Source organism: Mesobacillus maritimus, assembly GCF_023715205.1.
Classification (GTDB): domain Bacteria; phylum Bacillota; class Bacilli; order Bacillales; family Cytobacillaceae; genus Mesobacillus_B; species Mesobacillus_B maritimus_C.
This window is the reverse complement of record NZ_JAMBNR010000002.1, coordinates 231144-250780: the sequence shown is the minus strand read 5'-3', so window position 1 is coordinate 250780 and position 19637 is coordinate 231144. Positions and strand designations below refer to the sequence as shown.

The 19637-nt window shown below is 38.7% G+C and carries 17 protein-coding genes; 4 read left to right on the top strand and 13 right to left on the bottom strand.

The features are described 5' to 3' along the window. Nucleotides 1-113: 113 nt before the first annotated feature. The 4 genes from M3182_RS03605 to M3182_RS03590 all read right to left on the bottom strand — a co-directional run bounded on the left by M3182_RS03605 (nucleotide 114) and on the right by M3182_RS03590 (nucleotide 2238). A complete protein-coding gene (locus M3182_RS03605) occupies nucleotides 114-818 on the bottom strand; it encodes a DUF421 domain-containing protein (RefSeq protein WP_251435118.1) in 705 nt (234 codons plus the stop codon). 137 nt (nucleotides 819-955) lie between these two features. Next, nucleotides 956-1354 (bottom strand): DUF6944 family repetitive protein, encoded by a 399-nt coding sequence (locus tag M3182_RS03600; RefSeq protein WP_251435115.1) that lies wholly within the window; start codon nucleotides 1352-1354, stop codon nucleotides 956-958. An 18-nt stretch (nucleotides 1355-1372) separates the two neighbouring features. After that, on the bottom strand, nucleotides 1373-1759 hold the full coding sequence (locus M3182_RS03595) for a hypothetical protein (protein WP_251435112.1): 387 nt from the start codon (nucleotides 1757-1759) through the stop codon (nucleotides 1373-1375). Nucleotides 1760-1965: 206 nt separating this feature from the next. Then, entirely contained in the window at nucleotides 1966-2238 is a 273-nt protein-coding gene (locus tag M3182_RS03590; protein WP_251435109.1) for a hypothetical protein, read from the bottom strand. Nucleotides 2239-2360: 122 nt separating this feature from the next. Here M3182_RS03590 and M3182_RS03585 point away from each other — a divergent pair, with 122 nt between their 5' ends. Both M3182_RS03585 and M3182_RS03580 read left to right on the top strand, forming a co-directional pair. Further along, nucleotides 2361-2867, top strand: coding sequence for a DUF3189 family protein (locus M3182_RS03585; RefSeq protein WP_251435107.1), 507 nt, complete (start codon nucleotides 2361-2363; stop codon nucleotides 2865-2867). A gap of 315 nt (nucleotides 2868-3182) precedes the next feature. Then, nucleotides 3183-3350, top strand: coding sequence for a hypothetical protein (locus M3182_RS03580; protein ID WP_251435105.1), 168 nt, complete (start codon nucleotides 3183-3185; stop codon nucleotides 3348-3350). Nucleotides 3351-4012: 662 nt separating this feature from the next. Here M3182_RS03580 and M3182_RS03575 read toward each other — a convergent pair. The 4 genes from M3182_RS03575 to M3182_RS03560 all read right to left on the bottom strand — a co-directional run bounded on the left by M3182_RS03575 (nucleotide 4013) and on the right by M3182_RS03560 (nucleotide 8647). Continuing rightward, entirely contained in the window at nucleotides 4013-5125 is a 1113-nt protein-coding gene (locus M3182_RS03575; protein WP_251556493.1) for an FUSC family protein, read from the bottom strand. Nucleotides 5126-5140: 15 nt separating this feature from the next. After that, complete coding sequence (locus tag M3182_RS03570; RefSeq protein WP_251556491.1) at nucleotides 5141-5947, bottom strand: aromatic acid exporter family protein; 807 nt, start codon at nucleotides 5945-5947, stop codon at nucleotides 5141-5143. Nucleotides 5948-6777: 830 nt separating this feature from the next. Continuing rightward, a complete protein-coding gene (locus M3182_RS03565) occupies nucleotides 6778-7800 on the bottom strand; it encodes an NAD(P)/FAD-dependent oxidoreductase (protein WP_251556489.1) in 1023 nt (340 codons plus the stop codon). 256 nt (nucleotides 7801-8056) lie between these two features. Next, nucleotides 8057-8647, bottom strand: coding sequence for a thermonuclease family protein (locus tag M3182_RS03560; protein ID WP_251556488.1), 591 nt, complete (start codon nucleotides 8645-8647; stop codon nucleotides 8057-8059). A gap of 528 nt (nucleotides 8648-9175) precedes the next feature. Between M3182_RS03560 and M3182_RS03555 the strand changes: the two genes are divergently transcribed. Further along, on the top strand, nucleotides 9176-10081 hold the full coding sequence (locus M3182_RS03555) for a DUF2935 domain-containing protein (RefSeq protein WP_251435092.1): 906 nt from the start codon (nucleotides 9176-9178) through the stop codon (nucleotides 10079-10081). 371 nt (nucleotides 10082-10452) lie between these two features. On the opposite strand, the gene M3182_RS03550 is transcribed toward M3182_RS03555, so the two are convergent. The 5 genes from M3182_RS03550 to M3182_RS03530 form a co-directional block, all read right to left on the bottom strand. After that, nucleotides 10453-11775 carry an MFS transporter gene (locus M3182_RS03550; RefSeq protein ID WP_251435079.1) on the bottom strand — a complete coding sequence of 441 codons (1323 nt, stop codon included), beginning with the start codon at nucleotides 11773-11775 and terminating at the stop codon, nucleotides 10453-10455. Between the two features lie 15 nt (nucleotides 11776-11790). Next, nucleotides 11791-13374: a class I adenylate-forming enzyme family protein gene (locus M3182_RS03545; RefSeq protein ID WP_251556482.1), complete on the bottom strand. Its 1584-nt coding sequence runs from the start codon at nucleotides 13372-13374 to the stop codon at nucleotides 11791-11793. Nucleotides 13375-13392: 18 nt separating this feature from the next. Then, nucleotides 13393-14157 (bottom strand): SDR family NAD(P)-dependent oxidoreductase, encoded by a 765-nt coding sequence (locus M3182_RS03540; protein WP_251435073.1) that lies wholly within the window; start codon nucleotides 14155-14157, stop codon nucleotides 13393-13395. A gap of 212 nt (nucleotides 14158-14369) precedes the next feature. Continuing rightward, the gene (locus M3182_RS03535; RefSeq protein WP_251556480.1) at nucleotides 14370-15803 is read right to left on the bottom strand and encodes a sigma-54 interaction domain-containing protein; all 1434 of its coding nucleotides are present in this window, start codon (nucleotides 15801-15803) and stop codon (nucleotides 14370-14372) included. 551 nt (nucleotides 15804-16354) lie between these two features. Then, nucleotides 16355-17497, bottom strand: coding sequence for a DUF2515 family protein (locus tag M3182_RS03530; RefSeq protein ID WP_251556473.1), 1143 nt, complete (start codon nucleotides 17495-17497; stop codon nucleotides 16355-16357). A 117-nt stretch (nucleotides 17498-17614) separates the two neighbouring features. On the opposite strand from M3182_RS03530, the gene shc reads away from it, so the two are divergent. After that, nucleotides 17615-19525, top strand: a complete 1911-nt coding sequence (gene shc / locus M3182_RS03525) for a squalene--hopene cyclase (protein WP_251556472.1) — start codon at nucleotides 17615-17617, stop codon at nucleotides 19523-19525. Nucleotides 19526-19637: the final 112 nt, after the last annotated feature.

Below are 19637 nucleotides of genomic sequence, written 5' to 3'. Positions count from 1 at the left end.
CTTTAAAAAGCAACAATATTAGAGAAAGAGCCTTAAGATTGTTTGGATTGCTATCGAATTTAAAAACGATATCCTTTATTGGTGTTTATATTCGCCTATCTTGTTAAGGCTATTTATTCCACATCGACTGGTGATTGTAAATGATCCTTATATTTATCAATAAAAAGCGTCCCATTGCTATTGATCACTGCATAATAAACTTCTTCTATGTTTAGATTTCTTTTTCGAAATTCCGACTCAATCCATTCGCGGTTATACTCATCGTCAGCATTTTTATCAATTACTTTTCCATCCATGACCAACTCAACAGGTAAATTCTCTTTCGGATGAGGTAAATGTAAGTCTTGTTTAGTTAAACTTTGATATTGCTTCTTTTTAAGTATGGATAGTTCACCGTCTACTTCCAATAAGGCAAACTCTACTTCATATATATTAAATACATTCCTCTCCCTCAAATGTTGGTTAAGATCGTCGATTGAGAACTTTACTTTCTTCATATTTTCTTCTAAAAGTTTACCCTTTTCGATTAACACGGTCGGTCTTCCTGATAACCACTTCCGTAAACTTCGGGACCTTGAGGAGATACTATTAAACAGAGAGAACAAAATGACTAACGTTAGAAACGCGATGGACATTTCTTTGAAACTTAAAGCGGTATCAAAGCCCATGTTCGCTATGTAAGAGCCGATAACGACTGACAAGGCAAAACTATAATAATTTTTATGAGAACCAATATGTTTTCCAATTGAAAAAGTAACAAAAAGTAAAAGGATGAAACTTACACTTGTCCTTAGGATTGGAATCAAAAAATCATTCATAGTATTCTCCTTTGAAAGCGACCTTTACCGTTATCTTCCCATTTGAGTTGTTTTTTCATTCCATTTTTAGGACGGTTACAAGAAGATGAATGAAAAAGCCCTATTTCATAACTCTTAAGAAATAGGGACTCGCATCATTAAAGAATGATTGTTTCAAACATTTTTCCAATCCCCTCAGAAATCAATGCCTCCTCGCCTCCAATTGCTTGCAGTCCAGATCCTAGAGATTGCAAAATATCTCCGGCTACAGTTAATTTTTGTGCTTTTAATAGAGAGATATCATTTAGGTTCATAATCTGTTTCGTTACACCATGGGCCTCCATTAGTTGTCCAATTGTTTGCGTCCATATACCTGCTAGGATTTTTTGCTCCGCACTCGATTCTCCATTTAAGAAATATAACCGAGTTAATAAAACGGCTTCTGTGAACACAGCACCTGCTTGAATCCATTGACAAATTGCAATCCCCTTTTCAAGAGACAGTATTAATTCTTTCTTTTCCTTGTCTTCTCCCTTTTCACTCCTTACTCCGTCCATATACGTTCACTCCAACGGTCATTTTTGATTCTGATGAAACATGAAATGGCTACTATTTGTAAGGATCGCAATAAAAATTGGCCATATTTTCTGTGTTTCTTCCTCCACCATCTTTTTCCCCTTTACATACAAATCGCTAGATTGATTGTGTCTCTCATTCTTGGAACTCTCTAGCTGAAGAGAATAGGCCGTGATTAGTCGATCAAATATTTTTATCAATTTTTTATGTTCTACCCTTACAAATGGAGGAGGTTCAATCCCTTTTAGTTTCTGTACGGTCTTCTTACAGATGGCAATATTTTCAGATAAATTTTCTGATAGTGGAATTTCTGTCGTTTCCCCACTTATCTCACTAATTTCTTTGCCTATAGACTTTAGTTCCTTTCCATACTCTACTAGCTCCATGTACATTCACTCCCGTGTTTCCGATCTTGGTAAGAGTTGCTCTAATATATGTAGCAAAGCTTGTTCTGGTTAATAAACCTATAAACGTAACACGGGACACTAGTACAGGGATATTAATCCTTCATTAACATGAACCAAGAATAAGAATAAACAACTATTTTTCCTAATTGATCTACCCTTTAAAACGGATAAAATCCACTGTATTTTTACCTTTTCCTGAATTCTATTAGTGTTGTTTTTAATGAAGCGTACGAGCCAATCGCAGCATATCCGTAAAACCATCCCATGAATAAACCAGCAATGAGGTGATGGCGGTGTGCAAAAAAGACAGAAATACATACTCCAATGACTAATGCAATCGTTGGCACCCACTTACTTGGGACCTTAAAAATTAACTTGATTAGTTGGGTTATGACCAAGACTACTGGTACTGCAATAATCGCATCCCAGAAATTTGTATGAATCGTTGGAAATTGCATCAGAATGCCACCTTTAAGTTCAATGATTTAGGAAAAAGCATACATACAGCCTTTTCCCACTAATGAATAGTATTCATTCCGGTGATACTATTTATAACTTACAGTCTTAAGAGGATGATTCTGTGATTTACGTATACGATGATTATGCTGGAACTCATAGCACTGCACTAGCTGCAGCTTATCATTTAAAGAAATTGCCAACGGATCGAAAGTTAACGAAAGAAGAAATCTTAAATGTAGATTATTTTAACCAATTAACCAAAGATGATTTTGGTAAGATTTTTTTTCATGGAATCGATGAGGATGGAAATTCGGTTTATACAATTGGCAGAAAGAGGAATAAACTAGTTATTCCCGCTTTAGAAAATCTTTGTTTATTGTTGGAAGATGCCTTTCACCAGCATGAAAAAATCATTTTCTCAAATACCTCGCCAACTGTCCCACTAGCCATGACATTTGGCGGGTTCTTTTCAAGAGGTCTTGGAATTGATTTTATTGGCGTGCCATTATTAGTTTTAGGAGCAAAACAATGTTGCAATGATATTGTACAAGTGGTGGAGTATACGAAACGAATTGGAAAATCAACGAATAAAAAAGTGGTGGTTTTGGAGAATAAGAACTTTAAGTAAAATTGTGTACTGTGGCTTATGGGGGGAGTTGTTCCATTTTATGAAGTTGTTTCTTATTTCTTACATAAAGCATGGTGACAACTGAAACCTTAGGAGGAACATGGCTTTCTGTCAGTTTTCCCAATTGATTCTATTTGCTTTATGCTCTTCCTTTTATCATTCAATCTTTAGGTATGGTTATTTATGCTACATCCCTATCGAAAACATGTTTCGCCAAACCTAGCAAATAACTTATAGGATATGTGTTCTTCGATTGGGCAATATAAAAACCAATCGTTTACATTTATTTGGTTTTGTATTGGAGGGCATTTATTGATGAGTAAATTAAGAATCATCTTTAATGTAGTTATTATTCTTTTTATCCTTGTAGGGTGTTCTACTCGAAATCATGAGCCTGAAAATAAGGTGAATACTCACGGGGAAGAAAAAGGGAAGGTCAACCTAAAAATGGGAGATGAATATATAAAGGATAAAGAAAAATAGGATTCCTATCACCTTACCAATCATTCAACAGCATAAAAACAAATGTTTGCTACTAGACATCCCCTTGCTGCAATGTATAGAATCGATCAACTTTTAGGCAATGTAGACAAAGTCACGAATTTCACGTTTGACAAGGAACATTCGTTGAACCACATGAATATTTTATTAAGGAAAATTAGTCCAATTTCCGGGCCACCTTTTTAGGTGGTTTCGTATTGCTCCATATTTTTATATTTCTATAGGTAAAACGGTTTTTTATTTTTATGTAAAGTTTGTTCCCCTTTAGGAGATTTTTGATATGCAGATTTAACCTTCCTTACATACAATGTAGAGGTAGTACCTCCATTACCTTTTTTGACAAGTGCTACAAGGCACTTGTTTTTCATTCTTAATGTTCAATTAAGTTTACATAATAAAATTATCGGTAATTTCTGTGTTTGTGATCTTTCATAACCAATTAAGCATTTCCTCTTTACTCCCTTCTCACATGATCATTTTAGTTAGAGTGGATTCACTTAAGAAGAGGACCATCTTAAATTCAATAAAGAATGAAGGAAGAATGGAAAAGGTTTAGCTCCGACATCCCTTTTTTATTCCGCAAAAAAGGACCTCCCCTTATGTAGAAAAAGTTATTCCTACAACTAGGAAAAGCCCTAATTCGTTCATTTATTGGGACATGGTCCCTCCGTCCCACTTTGTAAAAATTGAATTTCTTTTTTGATGCTTGGATAGCCTTCAATTTCTGGAATGACTATCTGCTTGGGGGCAATATTTCTTGTTGCTGCATTGGCCATTGTTTCGAATGCATATAAAATTTGTGCTAATTTTTCATCGGAAAGGACTGGCCTATTCTCTTCTTTTGAATAGGTTTCTAATAAATACCCTAAGTGCTTTGTTGAATAGATATTTGGCCAGTAATGGTCTAACACCTTCCGATTCGCAGGAATCTCCCCAGATGCAGTATTATATAAAGTTTGTAAATTACTTAAATTGGTTCTCATCTTCATTCTTTCTCGACTCTTGCTTGCATCAAATCCTTTTCCCTGGTCCGAAAAGAGCACCATTAGAAACTGTGCTTGACTTCGAAGCGTTTTCGCAAGTAAGTGTGGAATTCTGCTTGAAGCTGTTTTTCTTCCAATGAGATAAGCGCCAATTAATCCAATGGCACTGCCGATCACAATGTCAATGAACCTCGCCTGTGCAAAATAAGAAAAACTAAACAAATGATGGCTGGTGCTTTCCGCCATTAACAAGGCATTTGGCGTAAAGAAGAGTGCTGCTAAGCCGTAATTTTTCACGATAAACAACTCGGTGAAAAACGTTAACCCTAAAATAAACAATGCAATCACAAAACCAGAAGGTTCAAAGGATAAAATGAACCCGGCAATGACGATCCCAATAACCGTACCGAAAAACCGTTGTATCGCTCGATGAAAGGTCGCTACAATCGTTGCCCCCGACATCACGGCTACACAAGATAACGGCACCCAATAAGAACGAGCAAATTCAAATTCATAAGCAAGGATCGCAGCAAGGGCCGTAATCACGCCAAAACGAATGGACGAAATCAACACAATGGAATTTTTATCAAAAGCTCCCATAAAAATCGTTTTTAGCGAGACTTGATCAAACTGAATGGATTTATTAATTTTGCTTTTTGGTTCATTCAGAATGGCATCTGCATTGTAGAGGATAGAGAACAGGTGGCTTACCTGCTGTTCCATTTTCTCCGGCTGTAAAATTCTTGTTGTATCCTGCTGATCACGCTTGTTCAAAGAATTTGCCAGTATTCACGTCGCTTGCCCTAATTCTTTAGGTAATGGTGTTTCTGCATTTGAAAAATGCTCAACAATCGTAATAAACATCTGATGTGCATACCGATTTAGTAGATATAACCGATTGAACATGTCAGTTGTTCGCCATGGAATATAACTCGCGGATAAAGTCTCTCCAGACTCATTTAAAACGTCCATCATTTTATGCTTATTTTCGGTGAATCGAACGGTTCCAACCGAATCCAATAGGTTAGCTAATTGCAAAAACACTCTTGTCACCATACCTGTTTCTGGACCTTCGGGGTTAATAAACCATCCGAACATAGCGATAACCCACGATAAACAACCACTTAGAAACACTAATCCTGCTCTTAAAAAAGCTTCATCGGGATTGACTGGCATCCCTGTTGTCATCGCAAAAACCAAGACAAAAAAGATGGCAGATGGACCGGCTATTTTTAATGCACCGAAAACAAAAATCGCTGTGGCACCGATGATTCCCATCAGAATCGCAACGGCTAGTGGATATGGTGCACTAATTGTTCCTAAATAAGTAACGAGAGTCAAAGCAAGAACAACCGAAAAGATTTTCTTTGCACGCTGCGCATATGGGACATTAAAAACATATAAATAGGCAAAACCACCCAAACCAGCAATTAACCCATATTGTAAATGCCCAAAAGCTAATCCTATGATTACAGGTAAAGCCGCCGCTACCCCCGCACTAAATGCTTTTAACCAAGGAAATGGCTTCTTATTCACTTGCAGTGCTTGCTTAATAATCGAAAGCACACTATTGTTTGATTGACTGTTATTCATCATCATAATCCTTCTTTACTGGTCATTTCTTTTATCATTAACTATAGATTATCTGAGATTGATGAGCAAACGACCTGTAGGGATTGATGTCAGAAAGCCGATTTGGCAATGTCTGCACGCAAAAAAGTTTGAAAAACGAGGCCATATATCCGTAAAACAAAACGTATGTTCCCACTCATTCGAAAATATGCTAAACTAAAGAAACAATAGATTTGGTGTTTCTCAACGGTGTCGGCACATCCCAAATAGAAAGGGGGTGACGCTTAGTGACAGTGAACGAGTCTTTGATGTTTGCGATCGCATTTGCTAGCTTAATCCTAGCCATCCTGTCCTTTAACCATAAAAAATAACCCACCCTTGAGTTAGCACCTCTGGTGGATTATTTTTTCCCAAACAGCCGACCCCTTAACGGGAACCGTCTATTGTGGAACTGGACATGTTCGCGCATGTTCAGTCCTTTTTTACTATATGTTCTATTCATTATATTATAACGAAGTATCGAGGGAAAGAAAATTGGATTTGTACCTGGAAACCTTCACGAAGTGGTGCCCCTCTATGGTTATGTACATGTCAGTTTTCACCTTAATAAACTTAAGTCCTCATTTATGGACCTTCCTGTTGAACCTCAATAATTCGCCAGGTAAAACCTTAATGTTTTCTATCTACCTCGTACCTTTTGACAAAAGGTACTTGCCCCCTGGCTATGTCGAGCAACAATGCGTTTTTTAAAACACCATCAAGATGTTTGCTTTTTTATTAAATTAACAATACGATTCTCATTTTTAACAATATAAAAATTGATGATTCGTTGTTTAAAGTTTACTAGACAAAAATCACCTTTTTAAAAGCTCTTTATTTTTCTCTATGAATTTATCATTATGTGAAGATACCATAGCACATTTATCAGCTTGTGGATCGATATACAGTTTAGCGTTATTCACCGCAAGCACAGCATCTTGGAAAGTCCCAAGTAATAGATGGACTTTATCGTCATAAGAAATAATATCTCCAGCAGCGAATATCCCGGGAACGGAGGTTTTACATTGTCCTTTACTTACTAAATAATAATCATCTTTGCGGATTGGTTGAATTTCATCCGCGAATGTTAATGACACATCCCGATTATAGCCATGACTAATTAACACATCATCAACCTCTAATGACGTAATTTCCCCACTTTGTGAAATAACCACTTGTTCAATCGCGTTTTTATTGCGATTCGAGACTAAAGATTGAATTTCGGCATTCAGCATGATTGGGACACCATGTTCTTTTAGCTTTTCAACCTGTGACTCATGGGCGGTTAATTGGTCCTTGCGGTAAATAACGACCACTTTTTTTGCCACGGCTAAAAGTTCTACCGCCCAGTCAATCGCGCCATTTCCGCCACCTGAAACAAGAACTCTTTTATTACGGAAGCGTTCCAATCCTAAAATCGTATAATGCAAGTTCGTCATTTCATATTTTTCCGCGCCATCAATCTCAAGTTTAATGGGATTTAAAATCCCTCCCCCTACCGCAACAATAATGGTTTTCGAATAATGCACTTCTCCAGAATCTGTTGATAGAACAAATCGCTCATCTTGTTTCTTAATTTGTTCCACTTTCGTATTTAAACAAATTGTTGGTGAAAACGTATTCGCCTGATCAATTAAATTCTGAACAAATTGTTGTGCTTGCATTGGTGGAAGACCACCCACATCCCACAAAACCTTCTCAGGATAAAGATTCACCTTGCCACCTAGGACAGGTTGAACCTCAATGATTTTCGTTTTCATATTTCGTAAACCACTATAAAAAGCACTATATAAGCCAGCTGGACCGCCACCAATGATCGTTACATCATATAAATCCATGTTCTTCCCCCTTAAAATCCAATCCACTCGCAAACTGATAATCGTTCTCAATAAATTTATTATAATGATAATGAGAATTATTATCAATCAATTTATTATGTGAAGAAGGAGAAACTTAAGAAAATTTATTTATCTAATCTTCATAGGTAAAATTACGATCCATTGAATATTTTCTTTTACTAGACTGGACTGTTATTTATCCAACACGCTCTCAAAGATAGGGATTTCCCTGTTACAGAAAGATTTACAAGTTCTATCATCTAATAAAATCAAAATCCCCAGTCGTGGTGCCTTTCCCGCCAAATTTCCATAATCCTATTTGATTACCGCGTGCTTCGCGAGCAAACTGCCTAAAATAAGGACTATATTTTACATCCGGCGGGAAGGTGGACGGTTCGGCATAGCCTTTTAAAAGCAATTCAGCGTTAAACATTTTCGTGCGAATTTCTGATTCAACACAGTCATCCTCCGGTTGAGCTAGCCAGACAATCCGAAGCAGCCTTCCATATCGGTCATATTCAGACACATCTTTCTCTAACCAGACCTTTCTTCCGGCAAGCTTTTTCTCTGTATAGGATTTTGCTTCGATTCCGTACCTTTCGATTTTATAGGTCGATTCTGGAGTATTAATTCCGATCAGCCGCACCCTTCTACGGTTGGTCAGTTCGATTGTGTCACCATCAATCGCTCGGTGAACGATGGCGGTTTGAAACGAAGAGATTCCTCTTTGAATACAAAAGTGTTTATATATATCCAGATTCGAAGGTTGAACAGAATTGTCTTTGGAGATTGGACTTTTATCGGTTTGATTTTTAAGGGTTGAGACCGATATACTTTTAATTAACATAATATGATTATCATCTCCTTTTAAAAAGTGGAATGAATGTTTTTTACAAGATTCATAAATAACAAACTTGATTCAATCTCGGCCAACGACACGAATTTTCCTAGGGCCTTCACCTTTTATATAGGGAAATTTATTAATTGGAAGGTGCACTTTTGCAACATTTTTTAAGCCGAAAGGTCATTTCCTTTGTAGTCCAGTATTCAATCGTCCGTTTCATTCTTTTATTTGATGAATCAAAAAAAGGGTCTGTCCCCAGTGCCGGAAAGTTTTTGGGAGACGGACCCTTTCATATAAATATTTTCATTCTTACAAGTTGGTTAAAATTAAGTTCAAGATTTCAACCGTAGAAGGACAGCTGTTCTTTCCCCAAATTTTATAGGCACTGGAACCTGAATGTATATTGCGTTCCTGTACAGTGGGTCAAACCCCGAAGACATTCTGGGACATAGTTCACTGTCCCTCCTGTCCCTGCATAATCCCCATGGAAAAAAATAGATTAGTAATAAGCCAAACAAAAGGAGGATTATGATGGATAGACAACATCAACTTCCCGGTCATGTGAATGTTGATCAATTCAATCAGATGTTAATGGCTCCAGAATCCTTTGCCGCAAAACCTGAATCACTGACAGAGCAGTTATTTATCGATCGTTCTCTAACAGAAAATAGGTTTTGGTTAAGGATTATGAAAGAACATGCTCTGTTTTTAGGGGAAGGGTTTAATCGAAATGATAAACATCTAATCCAGCAAACCGACCGTTTTTTCCATTATTTTGAGCAACAAGAAAAGAAGGCTTACCAAATCGTCCATAATGTAGAATTAGTAAGAAAGTTGAACGAAGAAAGCATAGAATTGACACTTGGATTTCGCAATTTTAAAAGAAACCTTCTCATTCTTATCATTAATTGCAAAATTAGCGGCTTCAATTTCCCTTTATTGGTCGATCATATTGCACGAGAAGCGGAATATTTTATGCGGACTTTAAAGAAATTTAATAAAGGGATATTAGACCCCATTCAAGATGCGATTATCAATGAAAATGTATTTTGGTTACGCATCATGATGGAACACTCTCGTTTTATCTCTGCATTGCTAGACCAATCAGAACGAAATTTAGTTAATACAGCACGTAAATTTGGGGATGATTTTGAAACGCTCTTAAATCAGGCTAGAGATGTGGAGTCGATGTTGTATAAAAAACAACCAACTTATCCGATTATCGGGAAAATGAATAAAGACAGTGAAAACGCCGCTGAAGAAATCCTTGCTTTTAAGAAAACAGGGTTAGAACTCATTAAGTCCTGCCAAATTACAAACGTCATCAATCCTTTATTAGGGGACCATGTCGTACGTGAAGCGGAACATTTCTTATATATGATTCACGTATTGGAAGAACGATTACAAACAAAAAAACAAAATGAACAGCAATTATAGTTGAATCGTGCAATATAGGACTCAATGATTCTAGTTTCACGAAGTCATGCCATACTAAATGTTGTTACCTTTAAAATTCACTTATTTATTGATACCATCTAAACTTCCCCCATTCGTTGTGACCTTCCTTCAATCTACATAGCCAATCTTTTCGACTTCGTGCTTCCCGGTTAACATGTCTAAATTTCTCTTATAGCCTAGTATTCTATGAGAAATATAGTAGGAAACGTAGGAACTTACTTCCCGATACCATCTATAATCAAAAATAATAGAGTCTTTCCCTCAGTGCAGAGTAAAGCTTTTCCACACTAAGGGTCAGACTCCACCACTTCTACCTGTTTTTGGGACATAGTGCCTGTCCCTCTGTCCTGCTAGCTAGCTGATTTATTGCTAGCTGCTGGTGAGTTGGCAGCATTGCCTTTCTTTTCTTTTAAAATGATGGCACAAACTGCTGCCACAGCTGAAACAATTGCAAAGAAGATAAACGCTCCTTGGAAATCTTGTGATCCATCAGGATTCACGGTTACTAAATAGCCGGCAACAAGTGGAGCGATAAACGAACCTAATTGCCCAATTCCGTTTGCTAATCCTGTCGCACTTCCAACGACTTCTTTCGGATATAATTTCGGAATGTACGCATAAATCGAACCAAAGTTTAGGTTTACAAAGAAACCAACGAGTAAAAGCAATGTTAGTAATAAACCGGTATTTCCTTTATCAATGGTCCCTAACATCCAAAGTACCGGGATGCTACCAATATAACCAATTAATGCCACTGGCTTCATCCGATGAACGACGTTATCCATTAGCCAACCGCCAAGCATCATCGCAAAGAAAGCCACGATATAAGGTGCTGAAGCAAATAAACCCATTTCCTTTATATTTAAACCATGCTGAGTTACTAAGAAAGAAGTTAACCATGTCGACGTTCCCCAATAAATCGCTAATTGACAGAATAGGCATAGAGTAAACACGTAAAAATTAATATCTTTTAAGAAAATGGCATTGACTTTCTTTTTCTCTTCCTTTGAAAGTACCTTTACAGGCTCCCCATCTTCCTCAACGTCCTGATCTTGACTCAATTTCCCTTTTGCAATCATCTCTTTTGGACTATCTGATACAAAACGCCATAATAAGAAAATTCCAAGTACACCAGGAATCGCTAGTACATAAAATACCGGTCTCCATTCTCCTGCAAAGAAGAAAGCTGAAATGCTTGTCACAATAACTGGAACGATTGCAGGTGCGACCGCCCATGATGTCGTGAAAAAGGCAATCCCTCGGCCTCTTTCTTTTCGAGGAAACCAGTTGTTAATCGCGCGGATCGCCGGAGCAAAATGATGTCCTTCCCCAAGTCCTAACCCAATCCTTAACAAAACAAACTGCCCAAAGCTTTTTACGGCACCTGTTAACGCAGTAACAAAAGTGAACACCGTAATGGCAATATACATGACTTTCTTCGGACCAATTTTATCCGCTAAAAATCCAGCGCTGATTTGCGCAGCCGCATAAGCAAAGAAAAATACAGATGCGAGCTGCCCGACTTCCACAGGAGTTAAATTTAAATCTTCCTGAATATAGGGAAGGAACGTTAAAACAGCCATCCGATCAAAATAGTTGATAATATAAACTAACCAAAGAATAACCAAAACAACATAGCGATAACCCCAAACTTTTTTTCCGATACTAGACATTTTTATTTCCCCCCTTTAGTTTTCCTGTAGATTCTTTAAATCATTTTTTAAAATTTTCCCCGCAGCGTTCCGAGGAAGTTCTGCAACAAATTCTACGTATTTAGGAACTTTGTAATTTGCCAATCTAGCAGCTACAAAGTCTTTGACTTCCTGCTGATCGATGTTTTCTTTCGGAACAATCACCGCTTTGACCACTTCCCCGAATAAATCATCCGGGACGCCGACGATGGCTGCTTCCAGTACTTTCGGATGTTCATAAAGCACATTCTCTACTTCAATCGAGAAGATTTTTTCACCACCGCGGTTGATTAAATCTTTTTTCCGGTCGACAATATAAACAAAGCCATCTTCATCGATTTTCGCTAAATCTCCTGAACGCCAGTAGCCTTCGAGGAATGAGCTTTGATTCGCCTGTTCATTGTCCCAATATCCTTCGACAATCATTGGACCTTTGATTAACAGTTCTCCCACTTCATTCGGGGAACATGGTTCATCCAAATCATTTACCACCTTCAGATCTCCAACAGGAACTGGTAATCCAACAGAAGCAACTTTGGAATCATCAAAGTTTTGCGGCATAATTGTTGCCGGTGAAGAGGTTTCTGTTGCACCGTAAGCATTATGGAAATGCGCATTCGGGAAGTGCTTCCTTAATTTGTAGATGGTTTCCATCGACATCGGCGCACCGCCATAAGCGATCACCTTCACATTTGAATAGTCAAACAGTGAAAAATCAGGATGGACCATCATCATTGTGTAAATGGTTGGAACATTAAATAAAAAGCTAACTTGTTCTTCTGATGTCAACTGAATAAACTCTTCGGTTTTAAACCTTCTCATAATCACCGATGTACCGCCGACTCTGATCATGTGAAAAAGCTGCCCAATCAACCCTGTCACATGAAATAGCGGAACCGCGATTAGTGTCGTCGCATCATGGTCGGTTTTCATCACCATTTCATAATTCATCGAACTGTGAATCGCACCTAAATGACTTCCCACTGCCCCTTTCGGAAGCCCGGTTGTTCCAGACGTATACATAATAAATAATGGGTCTTCCTCAGTAATCGAATTTTCGGCAACAGATGAGGTTTGCTCTAATATCTCAAATGGGAGATAGTCCTTTCGTTTAGCACTTTGATTGCCGATTAAGAAGTAATACTCGATATTGTCGAGCGTTTCTTGATCGCGAAGCTCTTCTACTTTCGGTAAAAACTCATCATCCACAAACAAGATTCTGCTGCCTGACTGTTTTACCATATAAGATAGTTCGCGTTCTTTTAATCTCGTATTTAGTGGAACGAAAATCGCACCTAATTTGGCGCAAGCAAAGACCAGTAGACAAAACTCGATGTTGTTGCCGACTAAAATTGCGATACGGTCCCCTTTTTTCACACACATTGATTTTTGTAGATTCCCGGCAATATGATTCACTTTCTCAAGCATTTCTATATAAGTCAGGCGAACATCGTCCATCACCAGTGCTTCTTTATTACCATACTTTTCGACGCTTTCTTCCAACATCTTGATTAGATTTTCCGGCCGGTGTTCAAATACTTTTACCTGCCGATTGAAATGAATCTCGTTCATCATATTCATGTTTAAACCTCCCTCTTTTTAACGTGCTGTCCAACCGCCGTCTACATTTAATATTTGTCCAGTTACATAAGCAGAAGTATCGGATGCTAGGAATACAACCGGTCCAACAAGGTCTGATGTTTCACCAATTCGTTTGCTCATCGTCGAATTGATAATCCATTCTGTTCTCTCAGGATCAGACAACCACTCTTTTGTCATCGGAGTCTTGATATAACCTGGCCCGATGCTGTTTACGGTGATGTTGTGTGGAGCTAATTCTTCTGCCCACACTTTCGTTAATTGGTTAATCCCGCCCTTGCTGGCCGCATAGGAAGTTTGAAACTGCATGCCAACGGTTCCTAAAATCGATGAGATATTGATAATTTTTCCATAGTTTTGTTTGATCATTTGTTTGCTACAAGCCTGTCCGATGAGAAACAAACCTTTTAAATTAACCGTCAAGACTTGATCCCAATCACTTTCTTCGACTTCAACAAGTGGCTTGCGGATATTCATGCCAGCATTGTTAACTAAAATGTCTAGTGAGCCATAATGGTCCACAACTTTCGCCACCAATTGTTCAACTTGATCCTTTTTTGTGACATCGCAAGGAAAATAGACAGCCTCGATGTTCTCTTCTTTTAGCTGAGCAACAGCGTTCTCGCCTTCTTCCACTCCACGGCTTGTAATCACAAGTTTGGCGCCATAGTGACCTAACGCCTGTGCCATCCCAAACCCGATTCCTTTGCTTCCTCCTGTGACAAGCGCCACTTTTCCATCCAACTGAAAACTAGGAATATTCATTTTTGTTTCCCCCTTATTTGTATTTATGTATTCATTTATCTTTCTTGCAATTATCGTGCCAATTTTATGTAAATTGGGAAATTTAGACGTCTATTTACAAATTTATACATATAAACACTATGTTTACGTTAGAAATAATGAATGAAGGCAAAAGAAAAAAGCCACCGAAATATCGATGGCTTTTTGATTCCTTTTTTCATCAAACTATAAATTTATAAACCTAATTTCTGCATTTTTTTGACAAGAGCCGATTGACTGATTCCTAATGCTTTTGCCGCAGCCCTTGTTGTTTTTGATTCTTTCATTTGCTCTTTGATCAATTTCCGTTCAAGATTGCCGACCATTTCCTTTAACTTTCCTGATTGTTTTGGCCGATTCTGGTCACTCCCCTGCAGCATGTATGGCGGGAGATCTTTGATTAAAATTTCCTCATTATCAGTGGTTACGACTAATCTTTCAATCAAATTCTCAAGTTCACGAATATTTCCATGCCAGCGGTAATCCTCAAAAAAGTGAAGAATTTCTGGATGAAACCGTTTATTCAACTTATACTTTTTGTTATTTTTGGTTAAAAAATAAAACGCTAACGGAAGGATATCGGCTTTTCTTTCCCTTAACGGTGGGACTCTGATTGGGACGATATTTAAGCGGTAATACAAGTCCCTTCTGAAGTCATTTTTATCAACCATGGCCTCTAAATCCATGTGTGTCGCAGAAATGACCCGAACATCAATTTTGATACTTTTTGTCCCACCGACCCGCATGATCTCGAATTCTTGTAAAACGCGGAGGAGCTTTACTTGGAGGTCAACGGGCATGTCACCAATTTCATCTAAAAAGATCGTTCCGCCGTTTGCCATTTCAAACAAACCTGGCTTTCCCTGGCTGCTTGCCCCAGTAAACGCGCCTTTTTCATAACCAAATAACTCGGATTCTAGCAAATGCCCTGGGATCGCTCCACAGTTGACTTTGATTAATGGTTTATTGCTGCGGTCGCTCTCTTGGTGCATGTAGTTAACGATTACTTCCTTGCCCACTCCTGATTCACCTAAAATTAATACACTGGAGTCGACTTTTGCTACCTTTCTGGCAAGATGAAAAACTCTCATAATCTCTTGACTTTGGCCGACAATCCCCTCGAGGTGCATATGAATTAATTCTCGCTTTTTAAATTCCTCAATTTCATTGATGTACTTTTCCGTTAGTTTTTTGCTGTTATGTAAAGCTGTTTTCGTCTGATTCAAGTCCGATATGTCACGTACATTGGTCACGACATAATTAATTTCCCCATAGGAGTCAAAGATTGGACTTCCCGTTACTAACACTTCTTTCCCCCGTACAGTTTGGATAATGGTTTGTGGGGACTTTTCTGCTAAAACTTTGATGGTCACAGATTCTGATACAATTCCTTCTTTTACAACGGTTAGCATATTCTTGCCTAGCAGTTCATGACTTTCAACACCGGTCATTCTTGAATAAGCCTTATTGACCATAATTCCGACGCCATTTTTATCAGCTACATAAATGCCATCGTAACAGGTCTGAATAATCGCGACTAAAATCGTCTCAATATCCGCACTGGTCACTCCGTTCATTCTCATGTTTTCTCCGAGAAAAAGATCCTTCGTTTTATACAAAGTTTTCATAAAAAATCCCCCCTTTCTAAAGGTAAATTTGTGTGTGATTTTTTTTCGAATCAAAAAATCAGTGCGATTCCAAATGTAATCATATCGTTATATAATTTCTCTTTATTTTTTCAAACTCCTTTTATTTTTGTAAAATTTGGGAACTAAGTCATAAAACATAGTGAAACTTCATTCAGTAAGGGTTTTCTTTAACCCCACTGAATGTTCGCACAGCATTTAGAAATTCCCAGAGTTTTGGCTTATTATTTTTATAGTATTGAAGAAAAACATTTGTTGAGGATGATGTAAAGCCATATAGAACAAAAGACCCAGTTTGTATCGTTCGGAAATTCAAAATGCTGATTATAGCCGTTGTTCTTTGATTAGAAAAAAGCCATTAATACCCATCACCTGAATAAATACCTGCAAGATTTCACAAACCGATTACATACCTATTATCCTAATTACAAGGTACAAACCAGTGTCGTAGCAAAACTTATATTTTAATGGCCATTTATACATAAATCATTCCACATTCCACTGAAATGAACAGTACCAGAGCCGCATTTCGTTCATGATTCATCTTCTTCTCGTAACAGAAGGGCTTCCTTCGCCATAACCGCAAGTTCAATGGTTTCAAGGGTTTTGCAATAATTAGGTAGAATCTCTCCATCCAAACTGACTTTTTGATGAAGATAATCCAGTACATGCCAATCCTCAAACCAATCTTCGCTTTTTGCCTCTTGATGAGGGGCATTCGGCCAGGCGTATTTTAATGGCGGGCTGTACAGCCGCTCGGCACCTTTTCTCAACTCGCAGTTTTTGACTCGTCGCTTATAAAGGGATCGGGGGTAAGATTCATTTACATCGTTAAACATATGCGGCCAATAATCTTTCCGCGAGCCTGTGTGAGGGTGTACCTGTGCCCATTGCATGACCCCCGGCAGAATCTTCTTACGCTGAAAAAGAAGGGAATACAACTTTTTTCCGAATAAGATTCTTTCGTGGAGCGAAGTGAAATACCGTGAAGTAGCGCCGGCAAGTGAAGTTTTCCCCCTTTTTTCACCTGCCCAATAAGGAAAAAGAATATTATTGAGTCGCAAAAATTCATACATTTTAAAGCTGACCGTACCGGTTACGGTTTTTTGGAAATGGTCATTTTGAATCAATCTTTTTTCCAAATAGCTTTGTTCATTTATCACCATCGCAATCGCCAATGTATAACAATCCCCACTATGCCAAAAATAACGCCACATCGTTTCCATGAAGGTAGATATGTGAAAAAAAGGTAGGAGGTGGAACATTTCTTGACTCCGCCTCACACTGAGGTCATAAATCAATAATTGAGGAAATACATCTTGAAAAATCAACCAACTGCCCTGTTCCAAAAAGGAAAAGAAAGCTTTCTGATCTTTTTCAGGCAGTAGTTTTGTTAGCAAATCCCCTTTTAAATCGGTCATATTCCAACCGACGTTTCGCGATACCATATGTCCGAGAAGGGCCCAATGTATTTCAGGGTGCTGGAGATAAAACTGAAAATAGGCTTGCGTCCGTGTTACATTGTTTTGGTTCTGTTGCCTCGTCTGTTCTCTTATAAACTGAATACATTGTTTATCCTTTTCTGATAAACTGGGCAAAATGCCGGAAGATTTCTTTTTCGCCTTCTTTTTCAGTTCTTTTTTTACATCTGAGAAAGAGTCCAGCACAAACGGCATCATCCTTTTTCAAAGTTCATTTTTTAGTGTATCGGTCATCCTCATCAAAGGAATGAATATTCAATTTGCTCACGGAATATGAATACAAAGATGAATCTTTGGGAGAGGATGGGGAGCATGCAGCATCGGGTATATAAGGAAATGAACAGAATCGCGAATCAACTCGTCCAGGACCAATCAGAGGACGGTGCCTGGCGTTATCCTTTCGAGACCGGGATTTCAACGGACTGTAGTATGATTATTTTATTACGGACATTGGAGATAAATGATGAAGAATTCATAAAAGAATTGGTAAAACGGATCGCCGGAAAACAGCAGGAAGATGGATCATGGAAGTTGTTTCATGATGAGGAAAAAGGAAATCTGACAACCACTGTGGAAGCTTATTATGCCCTTCTGTATTCTAGTTACCGGGACCGAAAAGACCCGGAAATGCAGGCAGCCAGGCAGTTTATTTTGGACAACGGAGGAGCCACGGAAGTCCATCTGTTTTTGAAAATCATGTTGGCCATCACAGGACAATGTGCGTGGCCGCACTTCCCCATTAATATTGAAGTGATGCTTTTACCAGACTCCTTTCCAATCAATCTTTTTGACCTCTCCGTGTACGGAAGAACGAACATTGTCCCTTTTTTAATTCTCGCTAATTCGAATTTTCGTAAACGAACGCACCGTTCGCCCAATCTCTCTGATTTGTTTCAAAAAAAACAGGTTCGCTTTTTTACAGAGGATCAAGCAGAAGAGGCTCGATCAGTGACCAAATTGATAAAACAGGGGATTCAGTGGCTGAAATACCATGGAAACCTTCGCGAATTATCATTATATCGTGCCGAAAAATATATGCTAGACCGAATCGAACCGGACGGCACCTTTTGTAATTATTTCAGCTCGACTACTTTAATGATTTATGCCTTACTGGCGAGGGGCTATCATCATACACATCCGGTGATTACTCGTGCTGTGCAAGGTTTAAAAGCGATGACCAGCTGGATTGACGGAGAACTTCATTGCCAATATACGACGGCTACGGTCTGGAATACGGCTTTAATTAATTATGCTTTGCAAGAATCTGGAGTCCCCTATTCTTCCAACAATATTCAAAAGGCAAATCATTATATTCTCTCTCGTCAGCATCTCAAATACGGGGATTGGGTCATTCATGAACCGAACCTTTTACCGGGAGCTTGGGGGTTTGCGGACATGAACACAATCCACCCAGATATTGACGACACAACCGCTGCACTGAGGGCGTTACGTACTTTGGCCACAGAGCAAGTAGATTCCCGGCAGGCATGGGATCGTGGTATAAACTGGCTCATTTCCATGCAAAACAATGACGGAGGCTGGCCAGCGTTCGAAAAGAATGTGGATAAGAAAGTGCTGACATTATTACCGATAGAGGGTGGAAATGATTTATTGATTGATCCGTCGACGGCTGATTTAACAGGAAGAACTTTAGAGTTCTTCGGAAACTTTACCCATTTGGACCACCACCATCCGATGGTGAAAAGTGGAATTCAGTGGCTGTTGCGACATCAAAATTCAGATGGTTCCTGGGTCGGGCGTTGGGGCATGTATATTTATGGCACATGGGCCGCTGTAACGGGAATGATTGCAGTTGGGGTTTCCAAGAATCATCCAGCGATTCAAAACGCTCTATCTTGGTTGCGGAACATTCAGAATCCCGATGGGGGTTGGGGAGAATCCTGTAAAAGTGATATCAAAAATACGTATGTGCCGTTGGGCGAAAGTACCCGCACTCATACCGCTTGGGCCCTAGACACACTCATTTCGGCCGCAACTGTAGTTACGCCTGAAATTGAAACTGGGGTCGCTTTTTTAGTAGATAAGAAGGAAAAAGATTGGACGACGACCTACCCAAAAGGAAGGGGGATGGCAGGAGCCTTTTATATCCATTATCATTGTTATGAATATGTATTTCCATTGCTTTCCCTAGCCCATTATCAAAAATTAGCCGGTGGGCAGCTCCTAACAGGTAAGTCACACAAGGATTTTAATGAAGGATAGATGTATTCAAAAAGTCTCTGGAGTGGCCTTTGGCATATTCTTAGATCCTGTCCCATAAAATGAACAAACCGCAACTAGGAAAAAACGAAATCTTACCAAGGAGGGAGACAAA